Genomic DNA, 23,815 nt, shown 5'->3' on the forward strand with positions numbered 1-23,815 from the left:
ATGTATTCTCAGGGTCAGGCTAAGCCCGCCTTGGCCCATGCTACGTCCCCGATTCGGCGCTTCCTATTGCGACGCGATATTGCTCGACCACGCTTGACAGCAGCTCCAGATAACCGGAAGCCCAATCCAGCACCGCTTCCTTGCTGAGGCGCCGGGCGTCGTACGTCCATACTCCGCCAAGCTCTGGCACTTCCGCCCCTCGTGGTGCGGCGGCAGCACCACTCATATACAGCACAACATCGAATCGTTCCAATAGCCCCTCCCGCTCCTTGAACCCGTGCTGCGCTGCTCCTGCAAATAACGGAAATAAGGCAAATCCGGCTTCGGCTTGCGGCTGCTTTCTGATTTGCCGCGGGGTATAACATTCTCCCGCGTTTACCCGTTTGGCAGCATGCCGCAGCAGCGTATCGAAATCCCGCACCTCCCCAAAGTCGATTTCCTTCGGAGCAATCAGCCCGTTGTCCGTCATTGCCGGAAGCACAAGCCGGCCCATGCCGGACTTGCCGCGCCAGAAGTATAGATATACGGCATACGCCGCGGCTTCGACCGTTACCGAGCGGGATGCCGCAAGTTCCGTAAGTCCTTCCGATACCATCGTGTCCAGTTGGAACTGAACGCTGCCGATACGCTCCGCGGCATAACCATTGCAGACGCAGTCGTCTGCCACCGACAGACCGCTCCAGCTCCAGCTGGCGAGCTCCCGATTTCTCGACTTCAGATAAGCCGCAAGCGATGCGATCGTCGGGTAGGTGAACAAATCCGTTACGCCCAGAGCGCCGGGATACAACTCCTCCAGCCGTTGATGCACCCGCACCAGCAGCAGCGATTCTCCCCCAACATCGAAGAAACGATGATGGATGCCGAAGTCGTCCCTTTGCAGAATTTCATGCCATACAGCGGCAATCGCCAGTTCAGTATCGCTTGCCGCTTCGACAAACGGAGTGGCGCTACCCGCCGCCAGCTCCAGCTCCGGCAGCGCCTTCCGGTCGATTTTGCCGTTTGGAGACAGGGGCATGGCTGGCAGTTCCACCACGGCCTGCGGAACCATATAATCCGGCAGGCGCAGCCCTGCAAAATCCCGCAGTTCCTGGTGGTCCACAGGTTCGGAGCCAACGATGTACGCGCATAAATATTCGCTTCCGCTTGTGGCGTCCCGCTTCATAACCACCGCTTCCGAGACCGCCGGATGACCGAGCAGCACATGCTCGATTTCACCACATTCAATGCGCTGGCCCCTTATTTTTACCTGATGGTCGATTCGGCCCAAATATTCGATCGTTCCGTCAGGCAGCCATCTGGCAAGGTCTCCTGTCCGATACATCAGACTGCCCTCCGTAAACGGATTATCGACGAACTTTTCTTCCGTCAAATCGGGCCGGCCGATATAACCCCGCGCCAGACCCGCACCGGATATGCACAGTTCCCCGGCAATGCCGACAGGCTGGAGCTTCATCGATTCGCTCACGATATAAAGCGAGATGTTGTCGATCGGCTTGCCAATCGGTACATTGATCGAAATATCGTTGATCGAAATATCGTCGTCAGAGCAATCGTAATAGGAAACGTCAACCGTCGCCTCGGTCGGGCCGTACAAATTCACAAGCCTGGCATTGAACGGAACTCCGATCCGCTCGCGGAACCTCCGCACCTGATCCGCAGTCAACGCTTCGCCGCTGGCGAACACATGACGCAGGCTCTCCAGCCTGGCATCGCCGCGCAGCAAGCCGGGATCCTCCAAGAACAGGTGCAGCATGGACGGCACAAAATGCATCGTCGTTACGCCATGCCGCGCGATCGTATCCATCATAAGCGCGGGGTCCTTTTCGCCGCCCGGAGGCAGCAGGACCAGCTTGGCTCCCGCAAAGCTCCACCAGAACAGCTCCCAGACCGATACATCAAAAGTAATCGGCGTTTTCTGCATAACGACTCCGCTTGCGTCCAGTCCGTATTGCTTCTGCATCCAGCCGATCCGGTTGACGACGGAATGATGCTCGATCATGACGCCTTTCGGATGTCCGGTCGATCCCGAAGTATACAGCACATAAGCAAGCGAACGTGAATCATGCAGCTTCTCTACAGGGAAGTCGTCCCGCTCCTGCGTCATCACCTCATGAACGTCCGTAAATGGCAGAGACGTCTCCAGCCCTTCCGGGGCTTTGCCCTTCGTCAAGACAAGCTTGGCTCCGGAATTCTCCAGCATGTAGCGGATTCGATCGGGCGGCAAGCTCGGCGTAACAGGCACATAAGCTCCGCCCGCCTTCAGCACGCCAAAGATTGAAATCATCATCTCCAGACTGCGATCCATCACGACGGCCACGCGCTCCTCGCGCTTGATGCCTTGCTTTCTGAGCGTCTGCGCCATCTGGTTCGACCTCCGGTTTAATTCCGCATACGTCAATGCTCCGTTCTCCGCCGCAACCGCAACGGCCTGTGGCGTTTCCGCCGCTTGCCTTTCGAGGTAAACCTCTACCGTATCGCCGTTTGCATACGGCGCTGCCGTGCGATTGAACGCTTCGCTCTGCTTCTGTGCCTCTGCGGAGCCCTGCAGCCCGATCCCTCCGAGCGGTCGCCCCGGCTCCGCCAGTGCAAGGCCGACAATACGGAAATACCATTCCGCCATTCTGCGTATGCTGTCTTCCTTAAACAGCGCCGCCCTATATTCGATTGTCAAAGCTGCGCCTTTTGCGCCCTGATCCGCAATCTCAAACGTCAAGTCCAGCTTCGAAACGCGATTGTCCGGAACTTGCACCTCGAATTGCAAGGCGTCCGCCGCCGTCTGTCCGGCCTCCATATGCTGCATCACAAATATCGTGTCAAACAGCGGATTGCGGCTCAGGTCACGCGGCACATCCAGCATCGTCACCATATGCTCAAACGGGAGCAAGCTGTTGTCCAGCGCCGCAAGCACAATTTCTTTGAGCTGCTCGGCGAACGCTCTGAACGGCAGTTCGCCGGATGGCTGGCTTCGAATCGGCAGCGTATTGACAAACATGCCGACCAGAGACTCGGTTGCGGGATGGAAGCGGCCTGCGATCGGCGTGCCGACAATAAGATCGTCTTGCCCCGTCATCAGATGCAATAACGTATGGTAGGCGGTAAGCCATATATGGAATGGCGTAACGCCCCATTGCTCTGCCGCCGCCGAGGTCCCCTCGACAAGCTCCGCCGGAATCGGCAGAGCAAGCTTGGCACCTTCGAAGCTTTGTTCAGGGGGACGCGGATAATCAGTCGGCAGTTGCAGCACAGGAAGCGTACCCGCTAGCCGGAACGCCCAAAATTGCTCTTGCTGCTTTCTCGCCTCCGAAGCCATCCACTCCTGCTGCCAAACGGCGGCATCCTTATAGTGAATGGGCAGCGGCTGCAAGGAGCCCCCGCGATACAGCTGCTCGAAATCGCGCGCCATCACATTCATGGACACGCCGTCGGCGACGATGTGGTGAATGTCCAGCAGCAGCGTATGCCGACTTTCGCCGTCCGTCGCGAGAAACGCCCGGATTAACGGAGCCTTTCGCAAATCGAACGGGCGGACGACCGCGCGCGCAAATGTATTCAAGTCCGCCGCATCCATCAAGGCATGCACGGCGAGTTCAAACGAAACCCGCTCATGGACATGCTGTACCGGCTTGCCATCTGCCCAGTCAAAGCTGGTGCGCAGCGGTTCATGGCGGTCAATCAGCCCTTGAATCGCCTCGCGAAGCCTGTCCTGATCAAGCTTGCCCGTCAGGTTCAGAGCAAGCGGAAGATTGTAGGCCGTGCTGTCCTGATAAAGCTGCTGCAGCACAAACAGTCTGTTCTGCGCGAGCGACAACGGATAGAACGGCCGGCTCTCAGCCCGGTTAATAACCGCAGCCTGCTTGGGAGCCGCGTTGTCGATGCGGGCCGCCATTTCCCGCAGCAGGGGAGCGTCGAACACATCCTTCATCGCAAACGCCGCTCCATAACGCTGTTCAATCAAGCCCGCAAGCTGCGCGGCTCGCAAGGAATGGCCGCCCAATTGGAAGAAATGGGCTTCTCTCCCGATCGCCACCGGGTTGTCCGGTTCGCTTGCAGCCAGACCGAGCACCTCCCGCCAAAGATCGGCTAGCCGCTGCTCCGTCTGTGTACCCGGTGCCTCGCCGCAAGCCGCCGATTCAGCGAACCGGGGCTGCGGCAGGCGACTGCGGTCGGTTTTGCCGCTCGGGCTTAGCGGAAACGCTTCCATAGCAATGAAATACGAAGGAATCATATACTCCGGCAGCAGTTCCTTAAGTGTAGCCCGAAGGCTCGCTTCCTCCGGCGCCTCCCCTTCCGCTGTCACTAGATATGCGCAAAGAGCTGGCTCTCTCGCATGGTCCGTCACTGCCGTCACCACGGCATCGCGAACTTCCGCCTGTAAGAGCAGTACGTGCTCGATCTCGCCGCATTCGATGCGGAGACCGCGCAGCTTGACCTGATGGTCAAAGCGTCCCAAATATTCAATATTACCGTCCGGTAGCCACCTTGCGCGATCGCCGGTACGGTACAGCTTATCTCCTGCGGTAAACGGATTCGTAACAAAGCTTTGCTCCGTCAAATCCGGCCTGTTGCGATATCCGCGCGCAAGACCGGCACCCGCGATGCACAGCTCGCCGGACACGCCGATCGGCTGCGGTCTTGTCCGCTCGTCCACAATGTAGAGCCGGATGTTATGGATTGGCTTGCCGATCGGAATCGTACCCGCCCCAGCGTCCGGGCAATCGTAATAGCTGACATCGACCGTCGCTTCCGTCGGGCCGTACAGATTAATGAGCCGGCATTGGCGGCCGCCGCGCTCCATCAGGGTGTAAAAACCTGCGACATGCGCGGGCTTGAGCGCTTCGCCGCTCGCAAATACGTATCGCAGGGAACAAAGCTCGCCGCCTCTGCCGCTGTCCGCCGCATAGGGCAAAAAGACACCCAGCATGGACGGCACAAAATGCATAACCGTAACCGCCTGCTCCTCAATCGCGCGCAGCATGACCGATGGCTCCTTCTCCCCGCCGGGCTCCAGCAAATAAAGCGAAGCGCCGGCAAAGCTCCACCAGAACAGCTCCCATACGGAAACGTCGAACGTGATCGGCGTTTTTTGCAAAATAATGTCACGCTCATTCAGTGGATAAGTCGTCTGCATCCAGTTCAGCCGGTTGAGCACCGCGCGGTGCTCCACCATAACGCCTTTGGGTTTGCCGGTGGAGCCTGACGTATAAATGACATACGCCAAATGCTCGGGGCCCGCTTGAGGCGGCAGGTCCGTTTCTTCTTCGCCCTTCGGCATCTCCGATGCAGCAGCAGCCGTAAGCGCATCCAGATCGAGCGTTTCTCCCTGGAAGGCCGGGAGCGTATGAATCCACTTGGCCCCCGCCAGAAGCAGCCTCGCCCCACTATCCTCCAGAATGCCACGGATCCGCTCGTGTGGATGCTCCGGGTCGATCGGCAAATAGGCCCCTCCCGCCTTGAGCACCGCTATGATCGTAATCATCATGGACAACGAGCGCTGAGCGGCAATCGGCACAATCGTTTCGACCACAACCCCCTTGCCTCTTAGCACGGCAGCCATACGTTCCGCGCGGTCGTTCAGCTCCCCATACGTTAGCGATCCTTCGGCAGACCGCACCGCCGTTCGACCCGGCCAACGCTGGGCGGACTCGGCGAACCATCCGTGAATCGTCTTCTCCGCCGGGTACGGATGTCCCGTATCATTCCATGCTGCAAAAACGGCTTCTTCGGCAGGTGTCGCCTGTGCGACATCGCCACAGATCAGGTCGGGGCTGGCGGCCGTTTGCTCCAAAATGTATAGCAGTCGATCCGCCAACCGCTCCATCGTTCCCTTATGGAACAATCCCGTATTATACTCCAGCTCCGCCCGCAGACCGCCTTCGCCATCGCTGTACAGATCGAGCTTGAAGTCCAGCTTGGATGTTCCGTGGTTGACGGGCAAAGGCTCCATGCTCCAGCCGTCGCCGCGCGCCGCCAGCTTCTCGTCTTCAAACTGGTTGTGAACGATCAGCATCGTATCGAACAGCGGGTTACGCGACGGGTCATGGGAATACTGGGCCACTTCCATCATGTGCTCGAAGCTGACATCGCCATGCTCGTATGCAGCAAGCAAACGCCCATGGGTCTCGCCGACAAACGCCAAGATTGGCAGTTCGTCCGCCACCCGCATCCGAATCGGCAAAAACTGGTTGAACATGCCGATCATCCGGGCCGTGTCCGGATGCGTCCGGCCTGCCGCTAAAGAACCAATTGCAAATTCCGACTGATGCGTCGTTCCCTTGAGCAACAGCGCGTAAGCCGCAAAAAGAAGGCTGTTCATGCTCGCTCCGGCGCTTGCGGCCGTCTCTTTCAGTCGTGCGGCGAGCACCGCCGAAATATGAAAGGTATACGTATCGCCCGCAAATGTCTGACGGTCGCCGCGCGGCCGATCCAGCGGCATATCGAGCGGCGCCGGCGGCTCTGCAAGCTGCTCCGTCCAAAACGCTCGGCTTGCCCTGGCCCGCTCCGAGCCGGACTGTCGCTCCTGCCAAACGGCATAATCCTTGTAATGCAGAGCCAAAGATGCAAGTTCCGCGCCGTCGATCAAAGCGGTCAATTCCTCCAGCAGCAGCTTGACGGCTATGCCGTCCGCCGCGATATGGTGAATGTTGAGCAGCAGATAGGCCTCCGCTCCTTCTGATTCAGGCCGGCAATAACATGCGGCGAGCAGCGGCGCTGCGGCGAGCTCGAGCGGCCGGAAAAACTCGCTCAAGCATTCCGGCAGCGGCGTCCCCGTGAGCTCCGCCGTTTGAAGAACAAAATCGGCCGAATCGTGCACAATCTGGGCCGGAACGCCATCAATCCAATGATAGGAGGTCCGCAGCGGCTCATGCCGTTCGATCAACTTCCGAAGCGCTGACGCGATTCTGGTCTCATCCACCACACCCGACAGTTTAAGAGCAAGTGGAATGTGATAGGTTAGTCCGATATCAGCCATGCTTTCCGCCAAAAACATGCGCCGCTGCGAGGGACTGAGCGGATAGGATGCGGCTTTTGGCGCTTCTGCAATAGGTTCGTACGCTTCCTTAGCAGCGCTGTCGATCCAAGCCGCCTGCTCTCTGACCGTCGGCAGCTTGAAAATTTCCTGGAGCGACATGCGCACCCGGCAATGCTTGTAGATTGCCGAGGTCAATGCGGCTGCCTTCAGGGAATGGCCGCCATGCTCAAAGAAGTGGTCAAGCGCGCCAACCTGCCCCGCATGAAGCACTTCTTGCCACAATCCTGCGACAAGGATCTCCGTATCGGTGGCGGGCGCTTCATATGGGACTGCGTACGCCGCTGCGACCGCTGCGCGCTCCGGCGCAGGCAGACGTTTTTTGTCCACCTTGCCGCTCCCGTTCAGCGGCAGCTTCTCCAACTGCACAAACGCGGCGGGAATCATAAATGCCGGCAGCTTGCCTGTCAGTTGGCTCCGAACGCTTGCCTGCCCTTCGGTTTGCTCTGCCACGATATAAGCGCATAAATACCGCGCACCGTCATTCTCGATCAGCGCCACATACGCTTCCTTAACGCCCGCGCAATCCAGCAGCCTGCATTCGATTTCGCCCAATTCAATCCGGTAACCCCGCAGCTTGACCTGACTGTCGATCCGGTCCAGAAACTCCAAATTTCCGTCAGGCAGGCGGCGCACCAGGTCACCGGTTCCGTACACGGTTTCGCCTTCCCGGAATGGATGCGGCCGGAACTTTGAAGCGGTCTGCTCCGGCAAATTCACATAACCGGATGCGACACCGTCACCCGCAATCCACAGCTCCCCCGGCACCCAGTCCGGCTGCAATCGGCTCTGTTCATTGAGTACCAGTGTTTCCGCACGCGCGATCGGCACGCCGATCGGCACGGTGGCCGCTCCTTCACTGTCCCATGTTTTCGTAATCGGATAACAGGTAGCGAACACCGTCGTTTCCGTAGGACCGTAGACATGCAGCAGCACGCCCGATCCAAGCGCGCGGAGCGCTTTGCGGATATGCGGTACGGAAGCCCGCTCTCCGCCAAATAAAATATGGCGCACGCCGCGCAGCGACTCCAGCCCATGATCGACCAGCGTATTGAACAGCGCCGTCGTCACAAAGAATACGGTAATGCCTCTGCCCTCAATCAGCTCGGCCAGTCTCACAACGTCGGCAACCTCTTCCTCTCCAACCAGCGTCAGCTTCGCGCCATTCAACAGCGCTCCGTACAAATCGAACGTTGAACCGTCAAAGGCATAGTTGGAAAGCTGCAACAGCGCATCGTTTTCCGAAATGCTTACATAATCGGTATGGACAGCAATCCGGGACACATTGCGATGCGTGGTCATAATCCCTTTCGGCTTGCCCGTCGATCCGGACGTGTACATGATATAAGCGAGATCGTCTGCCGAGCCATCAAAGTCCAGATTATGGCCGGACTCGCCGTCCCATCTTGTATCGAGTCCATCCATGTCGACGACATCTATGCTGTCTCCGGCAAGCCCTGCGACCATCTCCATCATCGCAGCCGCAGTCACGATCACCCGCGCTTCCGTATCCTGCAGCATAAACAAAATCCGTTCTTCGGGATATTGCGGGTCAATCGGCACATAGACCGCTCCCGCTTTCAGCACAGCCAATATCGCCGTAATCATATCGGGCGAACGCAAGAGCAGCAGAGCCACCTTTGCCCCCGGCGCAACGCCGCGCCGCACAAGCGCGCGCGCAAACCGGTTGGCACGTTCGTTCAGCTCACTGTAGGTATACGCCCTCTCGCCCATTTCAACGGCAATCTGCTGCGGTGACTCCACCGCTTGCCGTTCAAACAGCCTGTGCAGCGACAGCTCTTGCGGCTGGGTGCCGAATGAACGGCCAAGCTGGAGCAGCCGTTCCCGCTCCCCTGCATCAATGGGATCAAGCTCACCAAGCGCCGCATGCGGCTGCGCGGCGACTGCCCGGGCCAGTGCTACATAATGCCGGGCCAATTGCGCGGCGGCCCGCTCATCGTACAAATCCAGCGCATACTCCAGCGTAAATGCGATACTAACGCCGTTATCCGCGCACTCCCAAGTCAGGTCAAACTTGGCCGTGCCGCTGTCCATCTCTTGGGGTGCATAAACGACATTCTTGCCCCTCCATTCGGGCAGCTCCATATTTTGCAGCGTAAACACCGAATCGAACAGCGGATTCCGCCCATATTCCCGTTTCACATTCGCCAACTCGGCTATTTCTTCATAAGGCACATCCCCATTGCCGATAGCCGCAAGCGCCTCCCCATTGACCTGCATCAGCCATTGATCGAAGCGCAAACCGCTTTGCCCGCGCAGGCGGATCGGAACCATGTTGACGAACATCCCGACTACGCTTTGCAGCTCCGGCCTCATCCGTCTTGCGGCTGCCGTGCCGACAATGATGTCGGATTCGCCCGTATATTTCGCCAGCAGCACATAATAAATCGAAAGCAGGACGGTGTATAATGTTACACCCTCGCGTCCAGCCAACGCCCGCAGCGATCCGGCAAGCTCCGGCTCCAGCTCGAAGCGCTCAATTGCCCCGCGGTAGCTTGGCTTCTGCGGCCTTGGACGGGGGGACGGAAGCGCCGGAGACAGCACACCATCCCGAAAGATTTCATGCCAATAAAGCTTCTGACGCTCTAGCCAGCCGCCGCTTCGGCCCGTTTCCTCCCACAGCGCTATATCCCCGCTATGAATGGACAACAGCTCCGGCGCGTTCCCCTCATAAAACCTCGTAAGATCGGACATCAAAATGCCCATCGACGTTCCGTCCGTAATGATATGATGCATATCCAGCAGCAGCACGCTGGACTCGCGCTCCAGGCGCACAAGCTCCATCCGCAGCAGCGGCGCTTGCTCCAGATTAAACGGCTGCAGGAAGCTGCGCTGCCGCATCGTCAGCACAGACGCCGGCCAGCTGCTTCCGTCAACGACGGCAAGCGGAGGCTCAACCGCCTGCTCAATGCGCTGCATCACATTGCCATCTTCCATATAAAAGGACGTCCGCAGCGCCGGATGCCGCTCTATCAGCGCCTGCCACGCCGCGCGGAATCGTTCAATATCGAGCGGGCCCTTCACCTGGACCGTAAACGGCAGATTGTAGCCCAGCAGCCCCGGATTCAGCTCTTCCAAAATGAACAGTCGCTTTTGCGCCGAGGTCGCCGGATAAACCGTCCGCTCCTCCGCTTTGGACACCAGCGGAGGGACGGCGGCGGCAGTTCCTTCGCCCTCTTGCGCCTTTTGCTCCAGCAAAGCGGCCAGCGAACCCACCGTATCATGCAAAAACAGCTCGGTAAGGGTAAGCTCGACGCCAAACGTCTCTTGCAGCCTGGCGGCGGCATAAGCCGCCTTGAGCGAATTGCCTCCTTGTTCGAGAAAGCTGTCCTTCCGGCCTATAGAATCCTTTTTCAACACCTCGCGCCAGATGGTCATGATCCGCTCTTCCGTCTCCATGGCTGGCTCCAAGCCGACATCCCCACGCAAGGCATCGCCGCCTTCCGCATCACACCACTTAAGCGTGGCCGCCGCTTCCAGCTCAGCCAACTCGGCAAGCGTTTCGGCAAACTCGCCTTCGCGCAGCGCTTCCGCCAATACGTAGCGCCTGATTTTACCGGAGGTCGTTTTCGGAATTCGCCGAATGGGGACAACAAAAGCAACGTCCAGACCGGCCGATCTGTTCAGCAGTTTTTTCACCTTAGCCATCAGCGGTACAAATCCGCCGGTCTTGCCGCGATGCTGAATAAAAACGGCGATCGCATCCCGTTTGGTCGTCAGATCCTGAACGGCGGCAATTGCCGTTTTCCCGATTTCGGCCCCTTTCAGGCTACTGATCAACGTCTCCAGGTCATGCGGATACACATTTTGCCCGTTGACGAAAATGACGTCCTTCATGCGGCCCGTCACATATAAACGCCCTTCCAGCAAGAAACCCAAATCTCCCGTATTCAGCCAACCGTCCGGGAAAATCATTTGCTTGTTTACATCGGGCCGCTTATAGTAGCCGCTTGTAACGTTGCGCCCTCTAATATGAATCAAGCCTACGCTGCCTGCTGCCGAAGGGTTTCCCGTTTCGTCACAAATGCGCACCTCGCACTCTTGTACGGGGAAACCCAGCTCGACGATCTCGATCGCGGCATGATCCCCGTGTGCGGCCATTCGTACAGGCTGTCCGACAGCGAGCGATTGGCGATCAAGCAGGACAGTATTCAGGTGATCTTCCGTCCCCGGGAACGTTACGGCCAGACTCGCTTCCGCAAGCCCGTATACCGGGAAAATGCAATTCCCCTTTAACCCGTACGGCTTCATCGCCTCCAGAAAATCGCGGCAATGGGCGGCCGATATCGGTTCGGCCCCGTTAAAAATCAGCCTGACGCAAGACAAATCCCAATCGTCCGCTCCTTCCGGCTTCCAATGCTGCAAAAAATGCACATAACCGAAATTCGGCGAAGAGAGGCATGTCACCCGATGCTTATGCGTAAGTTCCAGCCATTTCATCGGATGAAGCACAAACGTCGAGGTTGGCAAGTGTAGCTGATTCATGCCGCAAAACAGCGGCGAAAGATGAAAGCCGATGAGCCCCATATCATGCGTCAGTGGCAGCCAGCTTAGCGAAGAATCCCTCTCCGTCGACTGCGCCCCAAGGATAATGGCGCGCATGTTCGACAGAATATTGCCGTGCGTTAATACGACCCCCTTCGGATCTCCGGTAGAACCTGATGTAAACTGGATGAATGCGATGTCCGTCTCGGCAGCGTCATATGACTCAGCCTCGGGCCGAACTGCATCCGCAGCCGCTGCAAATATCTCAGCAACCGGCACGCTGCCGGACTCGAGCTGGGCCAGCGCCTCCGCCTCCCCGTGCTTCAAAGCGTAGCCTTGAATTCCCGGCCAAAGCTCTTCATCACAGAGCAATCTCGGCGCTTCCAACTGCTTGCATACCTGGATCAGCTTTTTGTGTCCTTCGTCCGTACGCGCCGCCGTCACAGGTACAGGGACAATGCCGCCGAGCACGCAAGCCCAGAATAGAAGGATAAACCGTTCGTTATCTTCCGTCTGTATAACGGCAAAGTCCCCTGGCTCAAGGCCCTGCTCGCGCAGCAGATGGAGCGCCCTTCCGGCCAATACAAGTAATTGGCCATACGACAAGTAACGCTCCTGACCGCTTTCGCAAAATAAAATTCCCGCATCGTTTTCCTTGCGCGCCAGCAATACGCCGGACAAATTACGGATGGTTCTCATAGTCGGCAGCCCTCCGTTCTGTCTTTTATTACACCGTTGTGGAATGCAGTTCTTGATAATCCTCCGTTACGATGCGATTATGCTCGTCCAAAATGACGACATGCGGACGATACGTCCGGGCTACCGATTCCTCCATCATTGCATAAGAAATAATAATGACGCGGTCGCCCGGCTGCACAAGTCTGGCAGCGGCGCCGTTCAAGCAAACCATACCCGAGCCTCTGGGGCCTGTTATCACATACGTCTCCAGCCTGGCTCCGTTATTTATATTGACAACTTGCACTTTTTCGTTCTCCAGGATGTCCGATGCATCCAAAATATCCTGATCGATGGTTATGCTTCCCACGTAATTCAAATTGGCCTCCGTCACGACAGCACGGTGAATTTTGGACTTATGCATCTCTCTAAACATGAATACACTCTCCTTGTGGAGTAGTCTTTGGAAAAATAAAACTTACTAACTTCTTTATAACGAACGTTATTTTCCAACTTTCTTTTTTAATGATTCAGAGTGCAAACAAACCTACATTGTTTCTCTGTCTTAACGAGAAAGAACAATCTGGAGCAATCAAGCCGTTCAAAAAAGAAATTCTGCGGCAAATTTGTGCGAATGTGACTGTTTCGTACGGAATAAGCAAGTTCATGCTTATGTGTGGGATCATGCTGAGTGGGTTATTTCATGCCATTGTGAGGGGATCATGTTGACTGGCAGCTCATACTTTTTGTGTGGAATATTGCTGATTGGGCATGCTCATGCTATTGGAGAGAGAGTCATGCTAATTAGGCAGGTTAATACTTTGTGCGGGTTCCAGTTGATTGAATATCTTGACAGCAGAAACAAAAAAAACGTGGCTTGTACTTACATCGCAGCAGCTCATCATACAGGCAGTTCAGTACTGCGCAGGGGAGGAAATCATGCCGTGTAACCGGGTGTAGCGGTAATGGACTAAAGTGTTGCTGCGCGATAACTTTTCTCGAATCTCTTACAACCTACCCTTATAGTAGTGCTAAACCTTCACTTGTGATAGGGAGATAATCTTTCAACAGAGGGGTAAATTCTTTTACTTTTTTGAGCATTCCTACCATAAATTAAGAGCCCTATGAAAAAGTTCCTGATTCCACCTATACCCATAAAATAAAAAAGCCTGAACGATCAGGCTTTAATGCTTTATTGTGTGTTATGTTAGTTGCATCGTTGTGGTACAAGTATTGTCATCTTTAAAAGTAGCGATTTCAGATTCTACTGTTTTGCCATCATACTCAATTTTCACTTGATATGTCCGATCTCGCGGTAACCATAGATCAATAAAACCATTCTTTAAAGAAGTAATGTTTTCATCCATCACCACATTACCTTCTTCATCCCGAATAAGCACATCGAAGTTTTTATCTACTAATTCGCCTTGGCACCCCGTTAAATTGTGGATAGCACATTCATGCGTGTATTCAATAAACGGTGCAATCGAAACAAAAAATTCGTTCTCTGGAAGGTCAAAAGAAGTCTTTTTACCATTATCAGTCACAATTAGTTCATGTGATGTAATGGATGCAGTTACATCCTCAAAGGTACCGACACTATACGCATGGACTTTTTCTTTAATTTCCTGTGTCCCCACTTCATTCGATACACTATTATCGTTGTTACAAGCTACTGACACAAGACTTAGTAATAAAACCGAAGCTATGAGCAAACCCTTTTTCATTATTCCACTCCCTTTTTCTTGTCATATTGCAAGGGCAAACTTTTTTGATTGTATCACATTTCCACTTAAGTAATCGGTGCTCAATTTCACACCATTTCCTCCACCTTATCCTAATTATAGATAGAGGCAGCACCCTCAAACTTTACTTTAAACACTTACATTTGACGATTATATCCAAAATTCCTTGAAATACACAATTTCCGGGTGTTACATTTAGATAGTTCAGTAGAGTCACTACTAAAAATGGAGAAGGGTGACAACATGGGGATGTACGGATATTACTTTGCTATTGATGACAAACTGGTGCAGCAAATCGCTACCGGCGAAATTGCATTGGAGAATTTGAAAATAGAGGATTATCCCGGACTGGATATTGATAGATCCTGGGAGGCGATTCACTACTTGCTTTGTGGAGATATAGTCGAAGGTGAGCCCCCTCTTAGCTATGTTGATCCAATGACGACAGAGCGAGGCATCGACTTTGGATCATTCGGTGCGTTTTTCTTGCGTGCAGAGCAAGTTGCACAAGCGCTTCAGATTATTTCTGAGCTGAACGAAGCGCAGCTCCGCTTGCGATATGATTTTCCGACCATGATCAAGGACGAGGTATATCCTCTTGAACCTGGCATGGTTCTACATTTTCTGAATCCAATCATATCGTAAGCGTAACAAAAACCGTTACAGGCTCATGGGTTTCCTCCCCTAACTTCATATGCTCACAATCAATTCGCGATTTTGTCCAGCTTTTCGTTTTCTTCCGCTCTAAGCGAACTCCGCGTACGTTCACTATCATCACCCGCTTTTTCGCGGAATGGCGTTACATATATCTTGTGATCGTAATATTGGGATCGAGAGCTCAGCATGCCGTCTCCGTCTTGAGACAGAGACGAAAACCATTCTGTCGCCCGTCACTCCTTGGCAGAGCAATACGGTATCTTAATATTAACGCCTGCTCATTTACCGTTAAGTATACTTAGGCACCAGCTCAACCACAGCATTGATCAGTCAAAGAATACATACTCTCTCGGGGTTCAGACACGTAGCAGCAAAACCATAGTACCAGCAGAAAGGGGCAAGAATGATGAGGCTGATCTATCAATTAGAGCATGTGAATAAAACGTACAAAAAAGGAAAGGTTATCGCCAATCAAAACATAAGCTTCGACGTTCAACAAGGGGAGATTCTCGGTTTGCTCGGTCCGAATGGAGCAGGAAAATCCACGCTAATCAAGCAGATGGTAGGCCACCTTGCTCCCACCTCAGGTACGGTACGTTATAAAGGAACCAGCGTACAGACCCAAACCAAGCGAGTTGCTCAGGAGGTGGCCTACTACTCGCAAGAGCCTCACGCCCTGACCAGTTTAAAAACCTGGGAAGCTTTGTATTTTACGGGAAGATTGCGGGGTTTGACGAAGGAGTCCGCCGTAAACCAAACAGAGGTATTGTTGGAACGTTTTGGAATGCAGGACCTTCGTCATAAGCTGTTGAAAAACGTCTCTGGCGGACAGAAGCGTTTAATCGGGATTGGTACTTGCTTGATCGGCTTTTCCCCCGTCATGATCCTGGATGAACCGACCAATGAACTAGACCCTAAAAAGAGAAGGCTCGTATGGGATCTGATTCAGGAGCGCAATCGCCAAGGAGTAACCGTAATCTTGGTGACACACAACGTGCTGGAGGCCGAACAGGTCGTAGACAGAGTAGCTGTTGTAAATCACGGCAAGCTATTGGCCATCGATCATGTCAGTGTCTTAAAACAAAAGGTCGATCAGCGGATGAAGCTGGAAATTACGACTTCCTTAGGCGAGAGCGATTATGTTTGCCGAAGCTTAAGCGCGCTGGGACAGTGGACCAAAACAGGAGAAAACCGAATCCGGACACTGATTGAGAAGCAAGATGCCAGCCACGCGATTGAAGTCTTGACTGAGCAGCAGTTACCGATCGAAGAGTATTCATTGGTCCCGCCGAATCTTGAGGATGTCTATTTCCATATCGATGACGAACAGGATCAGCTTGCCAAAACGGAGGTGGTCTAACATGGAACAGATGAAACCATCCATGCAAAATCATGACTTGCAACTGCAAGAAGCGGTCTTTCTCCAAGGGCACCAGCAGCAGAGCATAATCCAACGCAGAATGACGGAATGGCTGATCCTGGCCCGCATTCAATTCTCGATTATCCGCGAGGCATGGGTTTGGATTTTCATCATGGCATGCATGTTTCCTTTAACGACGCTGTTGTTTCTCAAATTCTTTACGGTCGACCCAACGCCGGCTGTCATGACCCGTATTATTACAGGAAATATGCTCTTCGGCTTAATCGTCATGGGCCTCAATTCCATGGCTCAGGAGATATCTTGGCAGAAGCATCAAGGCCACTTCACGTACTATTCGTCCCTGCCGATTGCCAAGGTAAACTTCATCTTCGCCAATCTGCTGCGCGGCTTGATCATGTGCGTACCGTCTTTTATTATCCTGGCGATGATTGGTCAACTTGCTTACGGCATTCAATTCCACTACAGCTGGGGACTTGTCCCTGTATTGCTGCTCACCGTCTTTAGCGTGGTTGGCGCGGGTGTACTGATCGGCTTCTGGTCGCCTAGCCATCAATTGACGAATATGCTGGTCCAGGCGTTGATGATGTTCATCTCGTTTTTGACGCCTGTCATGGTGGATATGGATCAATTGCCTGTGATCTTGCAATGGTTCGCTTATATCTTCCCAACCACTTACGCAGCTGAGGCCATGCGGGAGGTGCTGATATCGGGTTGGTCCGGGTCTGTTGCCTGGAACTCGCTTGTACTCTTGCTTTTCTCGCTGATCTCCATCGTATTGATCTTGAAAAAGGTAGATTGGCGTGTTGAGAAGTAGAGAAAAGTTCTGTCCCTATGCCTCGATTATTCAATGGAAGGTTACCCTTTCCCTCCTTATCCGCTTTAGTGCGCAGTTCATTTTTTCCGAAAAAACGAGAAGGCAGCTGATCACATTGATCGGCTGCCTTCTTATTTTGATTAAGCTATCGTTCCCCGTTAGCTTAATCATTAATAACTAATAATGGTTTCTTCATTCCAAAATTCTTTTACCTCGTCTAGTATTTGAGCAGCAGGTGTTATTGTGGCCTCGAAAATGGTTCTTCCTGTTTTTCTTAAATAATATTGGATTAAATGATATCCGCAAGCGTATCCGGCACTATAAGGCATGTTAACCGGTGTAAAGTTTTGAAGTTTTGCAATCTCGTCACCGTAAAGATACGGAGCAAATTGATCAAACCCAGTTAATTGCAATTGCTCTCTAAGCACAGGCTTTATGCGCCTGTTCAGTGTTTCTGCATTTGTCTTCGTTACCCAAGGGCCGAGCAATTCTTCTCCAAACATGAACGTAGCATAGTTTTCAGCTAATCCTTCACTTACAATCAGCTCGCCCAGATTAACCGTGTGATCCCACTGAATAAATTGATATCGCACATTATGGTTGCATTCGTGCGCCAGCGCAGCCTTCATTCGAGGAATCGTGTACTCATTTGGCAAGAGTGTACCCCAGATAAACCCAGGAATGCCCCCAAAGCCGCTATATCCTTCGTTTATTGCTAAGGCACCGTTTTCCGGATTCCCTAGTTGAATGGTAAACAAATAATCGGACACGGGGAGGTTAATTTCATGCTCTACAAATAGATGCAGGCTTTTCTTCACAGCATGCTCACACTCTAACCAAAATGATTCGGACGAAATCAGCTCGATCTCTGCCGAAATCTGAGGGGTAATCTGATCAGGGGATCGATGCATCATACTATTAAACGTAATAACATCAAAACCATTCGCCTCTTCAGCTTTAAAAGGAATCTGTTGAAGTTGCCATTGTTTCATAAAGGGAGCCATCATTTCGTTTCTGAATAATTCAAGCTTTTCCTCGGGTGAAGCTTGGGCAACTTTTTGATAAATATGATCTGAACGCAGTGATTTTATATTCATTTCTCTCACTCCTAGTTATGTATTCATAGAGAACTATGCACTATGCCCTAACGTCATAGTCAAGAACTTATTATCTTCTAACATGAATCCAACCACAGTCCTTTAGCGTGGACGATTTATTGAATAATACACAAACATTATATTTGAAAAGAAGACGACGATGATATGTCGACTATAGATATATTCATTTATTATCTCTTCCTGCTCGTTACTTCATTAGAGAAGGCCATATCAGCAATCAACTCCTAACTTAAAGTATTATTTCTACGAAAAAACTATCATGTCATCGATTCAGACAATTCTCATAGATTTCTGAATTCACAATATGCAAAAAAAGCGCCGCCAGCGCGAACCTTTATGGTCCGGCTGGTCAACGCTTTCTTGATCTGCCTCCCGCAGTCATCCAGGCGGCAATCCGGCGGTCTCAACCGCATACATATTTATTCAACAATCAAGGTCCCCTTCATATCGCTGTGACCGGCTCCGCACATGACGGAGCAGTGGAATTCATGCTCACCAACTTGATCGGCGGTAAATTCGGTCGAGCCAGGCTGCTGCAGGTCAACGTTGAAATCGGGAATGGCCAGGCCGTGATTTCCATCTTTGTTCTCCAGCGTAATTTTGACTTTTTCGCCCTTTTTGACTTTAATCTCGGTAGGCTCGAACTTAAAGTTTGACGCCGTCACCTTAATTTCTTTTACACCATCCGATCCGCCTGAAGACGAGGACTCGTCCGACGAGCTGCCGCCGCCTCCGCATGCGCTCAGCACCACAACCAGCAGCAAGGTAAGTCCAATCAACATCCATTTTTTCATGTCAAATCCCTCCCGATAAAATAATTAAGTTGCCATCTTCGAACCAAACAAACCATTCCTAGTGATCTTCCTGGCGGCGCCCCGCGTCCTGCTTCTCTTCGTCCTCTTCCGTCAGATGACGAGCGGAGTTGCGGAATTCGTGAAGTGTCGCTCCCACCGCCCTGCCAAGCTGAGGCAGCTTGGACGGTCCGAACAGCAGCAGGGCGAGCAGCAGCAACAGCAGCAGCCCCGGTATTCCAATCGTCGAAAGCATAGCCGATCCCTCCCTTTCCTTGAAGTCTCATGAAGTAGCATGTTAATCGCATAAGCATGGAAGGACTTGCCCGTTCAGACAAGCATGCCTCCCTGTTTCAAATATTTCTGGATCCCTTCCGCCGCCCTGTAGGAGAGCGCGCCGACGGTATCGGTCGGATTGTATCCACTATTATGCGGGAATGCCGAAGCACCCACCACAAACACATTTTCCGCTTCCCACATCTGCAGGTAACTGTTCACGGCCGACGTTTCCGGGTCCGCTCCCATAATGACGCCTCCGGTATTGTGGGTGGACTGGTAAGGAACGATATTATACGGGTCCAGCTTGTCCTTGATCTCCACATGGGAAGGCCCCATTTCCTTCATAACCTCGCCCGCCTTATCTGCCAGATACTTCGTCAGCTCTCGGTCCTGATCTTCGAAATCAAACGTAATCCGCAGCAGCGGTTTGCCGTAAATGTCCTTATAAGTCGGATCCAGATCCAGGTAATGGTGCTTCCAGGGCAGGCTAGCCCCTTGCGTCGCCACGGTCAGCACCCGGTTGGCATACTTTAGTGTGGTCTCCTTCCACTTCTTGCCCCAGGTCGGCGTACCCTGCGGCGCCGGATTGTTCTCGATCGGACGTAGGCCGTTCTGGCTGATCCGGATTCCAGCCCCGTGCAGAAACTTCAAATCGGAATGGTCGAAATTATCCCCGTTGAAGTCGTCGAACTCCATCCCGAGCGCCCCGGCGCCCATGAACGTGCTGAACTCTTCGTCATCGTAAAAGCCGACCGCACGTCCGGAGTTGACCTGATACGCATAATTTCGGCCGATGGTCCCCCGTCCGGTCTTCCGGTTGTAAGGCGTCCCGAGCTTGGAGTTCAACAGCAGGCGCGCATTGTTCAGCATGAAGCTGCCGAGAACGACCACGTCCGCCGGCTGGGTCACCTCTTCCCCGGTCACTGTGTTGATGTACACCACGCCGGTCGCTTTTTTGCCGTCATGGAGAATTTCGGTCACGTTCGAGAAGGTGCGCACCTCCAGCTTGCCGGTGGCCATCGCCGTCGGAATGACGGTAACGACAGGATCCGCCTTGGCACCGTACTCGCAGCCGAACCGCTCACAAAATCCGCAGTACTGGCAGGCTGCCCGGGATATGCCGTCGGGATTTTTGTAGTTCTCGCTCAGGTTTGCCGAAGGGATCATGTACGGATGGTATCCGAGTTTCTTCGACGCCTCTTCGAACCGCTGCAAAATCGGCGTTTTCTTCATCGGCGGGGTCGGAAACGGATGGGACCGTTTGCCAAGCATCGGATTGGCTTCCGATTCCCCCGAAATGCCGGCTACCTGCTCAAACTTGTCGTAGTACGGTTCGATTTCGTCATACGTGATTCCCCAGTCCTGCAGCTGCATGCCCTCGGGAATTTTGCCTTTTCCATACCGTTCCACCGTCTGGTTGTAGATTTCAAAGTCATACGGCAGGAAACGGTGCGTCTGCCCGTTCCAGTGCGATCCGGCACCGCCGAGCCCGTCTCCCAGCAGAAAGGAGCCATAGCTGCGCATCGGCAGCGCCCTCATTGACTCCGAATTGCGGAAGGTGATCGTTTCCTTGGATAGATCCTGCATCAGTTCAAAACGCCGCGCGTACCGGAGCTCGTCATGATCCATGAAATAATCCTCTGTGCTTCGGCTCTTTCCGCGCTCCAATCCGACTACCTGGATGCCCGCTTTGGTCAGTTCGGCCGCAATAATGCCGCCGACCCAACCCATTCCAACAATAACCACTGGTACTTTAGGTAATTTGCCCACGTCTGATGTCCCCTTATATCTGTGAAATTTATTCGCTCATGTGAGCCTGCAGGCTCTTCGGCTTCATCTGAACCAGCCCTTCCTTCGTAATCTGCTGGGCATAACTCATCTGGTTGCCCGGAAACTTCCGCATCTTCCACCCGTTCATATTCCGGTTGCCGCCATAGAGCGGATCCGCGTAGACCCCTTCGATCGTCAAACTTCTCAGCATCTTGAAGAAACTGCTGCTCGTCACCCCGCGCATGGGAAATTTATCCCCCTTTTCCATAGCGGTCAGCACTTCATCCTGCTGCTGAGCCTCAAGTTCCGTAAAAACCTTTTTATACTTTTGCTGGCAGTAACTCTTAAGTCCCTCCAGACCCAACGTGAACATTTCGTTGCGTTTCAGGCGCGACTGCTCTCCCTGCGTTGCCTGGGCTTGGACAAAAGGACCCATCATATAGTCCCGCGCATTATATCCCCAAGGACCTGCAAGCTGATGATCAATAAAAAAGGCTACGCCCAGCGCCTTGGCTCCAGGGCCGTTCTCATCTTCGGGATAAATCCGTTCGACCGCCGCTTCGGTCATTTTAAACTGCTCCTGATTAAAGAACATTAGCGCATCCTGCAACGAAGCTTCCGGCTTGCTGGCCGGTGCGGGGGAGTTGTTTTTCTCAAGATTGTCCGTCAGGACACCCCCGAACACGCTGCCAACGATCAGACCGCCCAGCGTCATACCCGAGGCTTTCAAAAAATTCCGCCGGGATTCATCCGGTTGTTCTGACCGGGCCGGCTTGCTGTTCTTTCCCAATTTCAGTCCTGGCAATATGATCCCTCCAATTGTGATATTGTGGATACAATAATAAAGACCACTTTGAATCAGTTACCCAAAATTTATCTTTTTAAAAAGCAACATTTGTCATCAATCGTCAAAATGCAACTAAGTTCCTAGTAAGAGACCCCGGCGCTTACGTTAGCCTCGCCCAGCTCTTTCATAAAGGAACGACGCACGCAGCGCCAGCCCTATTTACGGCTATGATAAGAATAGAGCGCCTTGCTGCCTGCTTTTTTGGAAACAAAAAAGAGCCCCCGGTTTTCTACCGGAGGGCTGACATGACCACTGATTCAACCATGTGGTAACATCGCAATATTCAAAAGGTTGCAATTGTATTTTAGTGTAAGCGGCTCTTTGCTGGTCGTAGAGCCCACGAAAAGATATTTAGTGCAGCATATGAAAGCGGAAGGATAAGATTAAAACCGTAATCACCATAATCGTTAGCAAATGCATGAGACAATGCCGCACCCGTCATCAAAAAGAAGATTCCTGCGTGAACCCATTCTTTAAGTCGAGGTAAACCTGGCACGACGAGAGTGATGGCTCCAAGCACTTTCCATATCCCGAGAATAGTCAATATGTATAATGGGTAGCCCAGATTCGTAACTAAATCGAGGTTGCCTCCAAATTGCATCAGTTGTCCGATACCACTTAGCATAATAGCTGCTGCGAGTAGTAATGTGACTGACCAATAAGCAACCATTTTTCCGTGGGGCTGGGTATTTACTTTCATGGTCGTTTCCACACCGATCATCTTACTCATTTGTTTCCCTCCTCATTTCTATTAATTACAAAAACGAGTCCCGTTCCATTTCCTAAAGCGATAAAGCTGTCTTTTTCCTCTAGCGTATAATTTGCCATATTCAATCCCTTCCTTTTCTTAGAGTTTTCAATGATTTGTCATTTCGCTTGATGGGTAAATAATAACTTTAAATTATGTCAAAAAATGATACTGTTTTAGGGGAATCGTATCAGCAAATTTAAAAACCAGAAAAACGCTGCTTGAAAGCGGCTATTCATATAGCGTGATGACCTTAGTTAAGTTTCGGTGTACCCCATTTGCTTTAAAAGAAAAGTATGAAATTGATAATTGATACTTAGCTTCGGATTTTAAATGAGAGTCCTTATGGGCATACTAGATATACGATAAACGTAAGGGGAAGAATGCAAATGGCAAAGGTGAAAAAGCAGTTTGCACGATTGGGGAAATTAAAACTCATCTCAACATTATATCGCATGAAAATTGTGAAGATCTTGATTCCTATGATCATCCTCGGAATGATTGTTTGGGCGGGAAAGTCTGAGCTGGGCCGGATTGACTGGGCTGCCACGCTGGAAATCCTTAAGCATCTCGACCCTACACGAATCTTCCTTCTATTGTCTCTATCCCTAGTCGCAGTCGCATCGGTTAGCGTCTATGAGTTTTTGCTTCGGCATCATTTCAAGCTTCCTCTCGGGATCTGGGCGACTTTCCGCTATGCATGGATTGCTAACACGTCAAACAATGTTATAGGATTTGCCGGGATCGTTGGTGCCGCGCTTCGTACCTTCCTATACCGAGGGCGAGGAGTTTCGATACCAACTATAACAGCTTGTATTGCCTTTCTGGCTACTATTACAATTACGGGAGTTTCGCTGCTGGCTTGGGGGGATTTGACCGGGCTGTTTCCGATCGATGCGGTGATTCAATCTCATCGCTGGACCTTGTATGCTGTCTGGGCGATCGCGCTTTATCTGCCGGGGTACCTGCTCTTTCAGCGGACTCCCTTCTATAGCAAATGGCTGAACCGCAATCTGCCCCAGATGAATCTGTCCATAATCGTTGCAGCTGTAGGTGTCTCTGTCGTGGAGTGGCTATTAGCAGGCGTTGCCTTCTGGGCGATTGCGGCGACTCTACTTCCGGAATTTCCTCTTCGAACGGCATTAGGCATTTACACCGTCGCCGTAGCGACTGGTCTTGTCAGTATGACACCCGGCGGCATTGGCGGTTTTGATCTTATTACCCTGCTTGGTCTTCAGTCCCTTGGATACCCTCCTGAAACAAACGCTGCGGTTCTTGTATTATTTCGTTTGATGTACTATTTGATCCCTTGGCTCATTGGACTGGTAATGGGAGGCATTGAGTTTGCACTAGGTCGATACCGTACCCAGTTTGATGTATAAACTTGGTTTATTGCTTGGTAGTGCTGCCCTCTCTAACCAAAATGTCCGATTCCCATATTATTACTCAAACTCTCG

General features: G+C 52.6%; 13 protein-coding genes. 4 read left to right on the forward strand and 9 right to left on the reverse strand.

Annotation, left to right across the window (positions count from 1 at the left end; all coding sequences use genetic code 11):
• Positions 1-40: 40 nt before the first annotated feature.
• From NYE54_RS17625 to NYE54_RS17635, 3 genes are all read right to left on the reverse strand, one after another.
• Complete coding sequence (locus tag NYE54_RS17625) at positions 41-12,232, reverse strand: amino acid adenylation domain-containing protein (RefSeq protein WP_339264941.1); 12,192 nt, start codon at positions 12,230-12,232, stop codon at positions 41-43.
• Positions 12,233-12,260: 28 nt separating this feature from the next.
• Positions 12,261-12,644 carry an aspartate 1-decarboxylase gene (panD, locus tag NYE54_RS17630; protein WP_339264943.1) on the reverse strand — a complete coding sequence of 128 codons (384 nt, stop codon included), beginning with the start codon at positions 12,642-12,644 and terminating at the stop codon, positions 12,261-12,263.
• A gap of 766 nt (positions 12,645-13,410) precedes the next feature.
• A complete protein-coding gene (locus NYE54_RS17635; RefSeq protein WP_339264945.1) occupies positions 13,411-13,935 on the reverse strand; it encodes a CueP family metal-binding protein in 525 nt (174 codons plus the stop codon).
• Between the two features lie 261 nt (positions 13,936-14,196).
• On the opposite strand from NYE54_RS17635, the gene NYE54_RS17640 reads away from it, so the two are divergent.
• From NYE54_RS17640 to NYE54_RS17650, 3 genes are all read left to right on the forward strand, one after another.
• Entirely contained in the window at positions 14,197-14,598 is a 402-nt protein-coding gene (locus NYE54_RS17640) for a DUF1877 family protein (protein WP_339264947.1), read from the forward strand.
• Between the two features lie 415 nt (positions 14,599-15,013).
• Positions 15,014-15,970, forward strand: coding sequence for an ABC transporter ATP-binding protein (locus NYE54_RS17645; protein WP_339264949.1), 957 nt, complete (start codon positions 15,014-15,016; stop codon positions 15,968-15,970).
• A 1-nt stretch (position 15,971) separates the two neighbouring features.
• On the forward strand, positions 15,972-16,805 hold the full coding sequence (locus NYE54_RS17650; protein ID WP_339264950.1) for an ABC transporter permease: 834 nt from the start codon (positions 15,972-15,974) through the stop codon (positions 16,803-16,805).
• A 170-nt stretch (positions 16,806-16,975) separates the two neighbouring features.
• On the opposite strand, the gene NYE54_RS17655 is transcribed toward NYE54_RS17650, so the two are convergent.
• The 6 genes from NYE54_RS17655 to NYE54_RS17680 form a co-directional block, all read right to left on the reverse strand.
• On the reverse strand, positions 16,976-17,902 hold the full coding sequence (locus NYE54_RS17655) for a DUF2268 domain-containing protein (RefSeq protein ID WP_339264951.1): 927 nt from the start codon (positions 17,900-17,902) through the stop codon (positions 16,976-16,978).
• A 440-nt stretch (positions 17,903-18,342) separates the two neighbouring features.
• Positions 18,343-18,717, reverse strand: a complete 375-nt coding sequence (locus NYE54_RS17660; protein WP_076321415.1) for a cupredoxin domain-containing protein — start codon at positions 18,715-18,717, stop codon at positions 18,343-18,345.
• Between the two features lie 58 nt (positions 18,718-18,775).
• The gene (tatA, locus tag NYE54_RS17665; RefSeq protein ID WP_339264954.1) at positions 18,776-18,970 is read right to left on the reverse strand and encodes a twin-arginine translocase TatA/TatE family subunit; all 195 of its coding nucleotides are present in this window, start codon (positions 18,968-18,970) and stop codon (positions 18,776-18,778) included.
• Positions 18,971-19,044: 74 nt separating this feature from the next.
• A complete protein-coding gene (locus tag NYE54_RS17670; protein WP_339273537.1) occupies positions 19,045-20,724 on the reverse strand; it encodes a GMC family oxidoreductase in 1,680 nt (559 codons plus the stop codon).
• Between the two features lie 67 nt (positions 20,725-20,791).
• Positions 20,792-21,568 carry a gluconate 2-dehydrogenase subunit 3 family protein gene (locus NYE54_RS17675; RefSeq protein ID WP_339264956.1) on the reverse strand — a complete coding sequence of 259 codons (777 nt, stop codon included), beginning with the start codon at positions 21,566-21,568 and terminating at the stop codon, positions 20,792-20,794.
• A 346-nt stretch (positions 21,569-21,914) separates the two neighbouring features.
• On the reverse strand, positions 21,915-22,340 hold the full coding sequence (locus NYE54_RS17680; RefSeq protein ID WP_076321417.1) for a DoxX family protein: 426 nt from the start codon (positions 22,338-22,340) through the stop codon (positions 21,915-21,917).
• Between the two features lie 407 nt (positions 22,341-22,747).
• Here NYE54_RS17680 and NYE54_RS17685 point away from each other — a divergent pair, with 407 nt between their 5' ends.
• Positions 22,748-23,740, forward strand: a complete 993-nt coding sequence (locus NYE54_RS17685; protein ID WP_339264958.1) for a lysylphosphatidylglycerol synthase domain-containing protein — start codon at positions 22,748-22,750, stop codon at positions 23,738-23,740.
• The last annotated feature ends 75 nt before the right edge of the window (positions 23,741-23,815 follow it).

The organism is Paenibacillus sp. FSL K6-1330, assembly GCF_037976825.1.
Taxonomy (GTDB): domain Bacteria; phylum Bacillota; class Bacilli; order Paenibacillales; family Paenibacillaceae; genus Paenibacillus_AQ.

Excerpts from the sequence above, each read along its gene's own strand:
- NYE54_RS17635 (WP_339264945.1), bottom strand. The coding sequence starts at position 13,935 with ATGAAAAAGGGTTTGCTCATAGCTTCGGTTTTATTACTAAGTCTTGTG.
- NYE54_RS17660 (WP_076321415.1), bottom strand. The coding sequence starts at position 18,717 with ATGAAAAAATGGATGTTGATTGGACTTACCTTGCTGCTGGTTGTGGTG.
- tatA (WP_339264954.1), bottom strand. The coding sequence starts at position 18,970 with ATGCTTTCGACGATTGGAATACCGGGGCTGCTGCTGTTGCTGCTGCTC.
- panD (WP_339264943.1), bottom strand. The coding sequence starts at position 12,644 with ATGTTTAGAGAGATGCATAAGTCCAAAATTCACCGTGCTGTCGTGACG.
- NYE54_RS17645 (WP_339264949.1), top strand. The coding sequence starts at position 15,014 with ATGATGAGGCTGATCTATCAATTAGAGCATGTGAATAAAACGTACAAA.
- NYE54_RS17640 (WP_339264947.1), top strand. The coding sequence starts at position 14,197 with ATGGGGATGTACGGATATTACTTTGCTATTGATGACAAACTGGTGCAG.
- NYE54_RS17625 (WP_339264941.1), bottom strand. The coding sequence starts at position 12,232 with ATGAGAACCATCCGTAATTTGTCCGGCGTATTGCTGGCGCGCAAGGAA.
- NYE54_RS17655 (WP_339264951.1), bottom strand. The coding sequence starts at position 17,902 with ATGAATATAAAATCACTGCGTTCAGATCATATTTATCAAAAAGTTGCC.
- NYE54_RS17670 (WP_339273537.1), bottom strand. The coding sequence starts at position 20,724 with ATGGGTTGGGTCGGCGGCATTATTGCGGCCGAACTGACCAAAGCGGGC.
- NYE54_RS17680 (WP_076321417.1), bottom strand. The coding sequence starts at position 22,340 with ATGAGTAAGATGATCGGTGTGGAAACGACCATGAAAGTAAATACCCAG.
- NYE54_RS17650 (WP_339264950.1), top strand. The coding sequence starts at position 15,972 with ATGGAACAGATGAAACCATCCATGCAAAATCATGACTTGCAACTGCAA.
- NYE54_RS17685 (WP_339264958.1), top strand. The coding sequence starts at position 22,748 with ATGGCAAAGGTGAAAAAGCAGTTTGCACGATTGGGGAAATTAAAACTC.